The organism is uncultured Anaerococcus sp. (assembly GCF_963510915.1).
Taxonomy (GTDB): domain Bacteria; phylum Bacillota; class Clostridia; order Tissierellales; family Peptoniphilaceae; genus Anaerococcus.
The window spans coordinates 1-3,648 of record NZ_CAUPHG010000128.1; the positions used below are offsets into that span (position 1 = coordinate 1).

Genomic DNA, 3,648 nt, shown 5'->3' on the forward strand with positions numbered 1-3,648 from the left:
AGTCAAGCCATTTTTCCCTGATGAACTCCTTTGGAGGATTGATGCGGTTTTAAGAAGAAGTAAAAAGATCAAAAACGAGGAAAGAATATCTTTAGGCGAGGTAATTTTCGATAAGACCAAGGGCATCCTTATAAAAAATGGAGAGGAAATCCCCCTAACTGCCACCCAATTTAAAATCCTTGCTTATTTGGCTGATAATATGAATATGATTGTCTCTATTGACCGTATTCTGGAAAATATTTGGGAAGATTCCTATGGGTATGAAAACACATTGATAACCCACATCTACAGAATTCGTGAAAAACTCGAAGACAATCCGAGAGACCCTAAAATCTTGATAACCATCAAGGGGCTAGGCTATAAACTCGTAAAAGAAGGCTAGTATGTTTAATTATATAATAAAAAGATTTAAAAAAATCGTCATAAGAATCCTTGCCCTGATGTTTTTTCTAATTTTTTTGCTAATGGTCTTTCTCTACCTCAACTACAAGCTAGGAGATAAATATCCAAATCCTAATGACCTTTATTCCTATGTAGAAAGTAACAAAACCGACTCCTATCTCAATGAAAAAAATAAGGAATTTTTAAAAGAAAATGATATTTGGGCTCTAAGGCTTGATAAAGATGGTAGTGTCATCGAATCTTTCAACAAACCAAGAGAGGTTAAGGATAAGTTCGACCTTACAGATATAGCGGGCTTTACCAGGTATTATTTAGCTGATTATCCAGTTTTTACCTATATACTAGGAGATGGTCTACTTGTCTTTGCCTACCCGAAAAATTCTCTGGATAAGTTGCCATTTAATTACTATAACTACCACAACCTTATTTTTAATTTGTGGTTAGTTGTCATATTTTTAATATTCTTTTTAATCTTTGTCTATGTTTTTTACAGGATGGATATAAGGGATATACTTAAAAATATTGCTCCTTTCCAAAAGGCAATTGATGAGCTTTATGAAGACGACTATGAAAAATTAGATGAAAATGGAGAATTAAGAGACTTAGCACTTTCAATTAATAAGGCAAATGAGAAATATAATAACTTAAAAAAATCACAAAGTAAGTGGATAAGGGGTCTTAGCCACGATGTGAGGACTCCCCTTGCAAAGATTTCCTGGGAGCTTAATAAGGAAAATAAAAAAGACTTCGATACCAAAAATATTCAAGACCAAGTTTTAAAAATTTCAAATATTTTAGAGGGTCTAAATCTCACTATGTCCCTTGCCAACATTGATAAGGAAGGCTTTGTAGCGGAAAATCCTGTTAAGATAATAAGAAAACTCATAGTTGATAAGTTAAACGAAAACCCAGATAGGGAAATTATTTTTGACAACAAGCTAGTAAACCAAGATATAAAAATCAAAATGGATCCGACTTTGTTTTATAGGATGGTTGAAAATATCTTGAAAAATTCCCTAATTTATACAAATAGAAAAATCACCGTCATCCTTCAAACCTTTGATAACAAGCTAATTATTAGAATCCTAGACCAAGGTGAGGGGATTAGCGAAAATATTATCAAAAAAATTTACGAAGAAGATTTAACCAACGTTACCAAACATGGTTTGGGGATTTTTATCGCCAAGCAAATTGCCGACTTACATGACGGGAGATTTACCATTAAAAATTGCAAGCCGGGTCTTGAAGTTTCCTTTGACTTTGACCTTATTAACTAAGACAAAAAGTAAAAACGAGCAAGCTCTAAAGAGCTAGCTCGTCTTTTTTAATCTTTAATTAGTTTTTCAGCTAATACTTTTACAAGGATTACAACTAGGATACAAGATATGGTCGAACCTATTAGGAGGTCCATCTTTAAAAACATCCTGTTAGCGACAAAACCAATTATCCAAATTACCATGTTTTTGTAATAAATATCAGCTTCTGATTTATCTTTATTTAGGATAAAGAAATCTGCGATTTGGATAGCTATCATTGGTGCAAAGACTGAACCTATTAGGTATAAAAAGTCTGTTATATCATCCATTGGGAATAAAATTGCTCCAATTGTACCGATTATGGTGACAAATATTCCTATCTTCTGACCATTAATTTTTTTAGAAAGTGATTCAGCAGAAATTCCTGCTGAATAAGCATCTAAGAAGGTTGTTGTTACAGTTGATAAGATTATAATTAAAATCGCAGCCAAGCCTAGGCCAGATTTAACCATAATCATTGCTATGTCACTTTCCTTTGTAAGTAGAGCCATACCCATACCGATTACATACATCCACATAGAAACAAAAGTGTAGATGACTGTTGATGTGAGAGTTGCCCCTCTTGGGTCTTCTGCTTCTCTTGTATAATCAGAGATTAGTGGTAGCCAAGAAAGTGGCATGGCGACGGCAAGTTCTATGGCAAGACCAAAGCTCATTGCATCAGCAGTTTCTTTTGAAGCAAAATTTACTCCTTGGAATACTTTAAAGGAAAGTAGAATTGTTAGGATAAATAAAAGCGACATAGAAACTGTGTTTAGTTTGCCAAGATTTGAAATGCCGACCATTATCCAGACTAAAACCAAGACTCCTATTACAAGGGCCCAGATTATGTGACCTGTGGCAAAAACGTGGGAGGTTGAAATCGCCCCATCATAAATCATAATAGCAGTCCATCCTACAAGTTGAAGGACATTTAAAAGTGCAAAGAATAGTCCGCCTTTCTGTCCGAAAGACATTTTCACTGTCTCCATGGCAGATTTTTCGGTCTTGCCACCGATGATCCCTGCCAAGTATAAAAGAACGGCGCCGATAGCGTGGCCAATAACCATAGCCAAAAGTCCTTTTTTGAAGCCTAGGGGTGCGAAATATGTTCCGGTAATAATTTCTGCTATGGAAACTCCTGCCCCAAACCAAATCAAGCCGTTTTCAAAATTAGAAGTTTTTTTCATTTTCTTCTCCTTTCTTCTCTTGGGGATTTCTTTCCCAAAATAAATTCATCTTCTCTTTCATAATCTCTCCTTTTTCTTATTTACAAAAAAAGAACAAGCAAGGCTTGTTCATAAGTTCAAAAAAAATATGCATAAAAAATATACATCCCTCCGTTGGCATTATCCAAATCAGGTAAGGTCGAGGCTAAGCCTCCTCTCAGATCTTTTAAGAACTCCCTTGTATGCCTTTTATTTTAAATCTTTCCCTTTATTTTGTCAAGGAAATCTTCCCAATTCTATACTTAGATTAATATCGAATATACGACTCTTGATGTTAGATGATATTTATCTTATAATTAAGTTAATAGAAATCTAAGATAGAAATAATTATTAGATATAAATCTAAGAAAGGATATACAATGAAAACTCACTTTGATAATTTTAAACTTATAGAAAAACCACTTCTTGTAAATGAAGCTGGTCTTATGGTTTACCTTTACACAAACTACCTAGCTGCAAAAAATAAAAATTTCTTCTCCTTTGAGGATTCCTACCCAGGTTTTAATTATTCACAAGATATGAATTTAACCTCAATTGATACAGCTTTTTATAACAACAAGGCCTATACAGATTTTGTTAGAAAAGTAAAAAAGGAATCCCTTCCCTATCTAGAGGAATTTTTCCAAGACCAAAACGAAGATATTTTAAATCTTTTTTACATATTTATAGAAAACGATGGAAATTATTTGCCTTTTATGGCAGGTGTTTTCCAAAATATCAAT

The 3,648-nt window shown here is 33.7% G+C and carries 3 protein-coding genes, 1 pseudogene and 1 riboswitch; of the genes and pseudogenes, 3 read left to right on the plus strand and 1 reads right to left on the minus strand.

Annotation, left to right across the window (positions count from 1 at the left end; all coding sequences use genetic code 11):
* Both RQ893_RS08520 and RQ893_RS08525 read left to right on the plus strand, forming a co-directional pair.
* The coding region (locus RQ893_RS08520) for a response regulator transcription factor (RefSeq protein WP_311482591.1) at positions 1-382 on the plus strand (382 nt) is incomplete at its 5' end.
* A 1-nt stretch (position 383) separates the two neighbouring features.
* Positions 384-1,679, plus strand: coding sequence for a HAMP domain-containing sensor histidine kinase (locus RQ893_RS08525; protein WP_311482592.1), 1,296 nt, complete (start codon positions 384-386; stop codon positions 1,677-1,679).
* A 47-nt stretch (positions 1,680-1,726) separates the two neighbouring features.
* Here RQ893_RS08525 and cytX read toward each other — a convergent pair whose 3' ends face one another.
* Positions 1,727-2,887: a putative hydroxymethylpyrimidine transporter CytX gene (cytX, locus tag RQ893_RS08530; protein WP_311482593.1), complete on the minus strand. Its 1,161-nt coding sequence runs from the start codon at positions 2,885-2,887 to the stop codon at positions 1,727-1,729.
* Positions 2,888-3,014: 127 nt separating this feature from the next.
* Positions 3,015-3,116: riboswitch (TPP riboswitch) on the minus strand.
* A gap of 169 nt (positions 3,117-3,285) precedes the next feature.
* Between cytX and RQ893_RS08535 the strand changes: the two are divergent.
* Positions 3,286-3,648 (plus strand): annotated as a pseudogene (locus RQ893_RS08535) (ArsR family transcriptional regulator); the annotation flags it as partial.

Excerpts from the sequence above, each read along its gene's own strand:
- RQ893_RS08525 (WP_311482592.1), top strand. The coding sequence starts at position 384 with ATGTTTAATTATATAATAAAAAGATTTAAAAAAATCGTCATAAGAATC.
- cytX (WP_311482593.1), bottom strand. The coding sequence starts at position 2,887 with ATGAAAAAAACTTCTAATTTTGAAAACGGCTTGATTTGGTTTGGGGCA.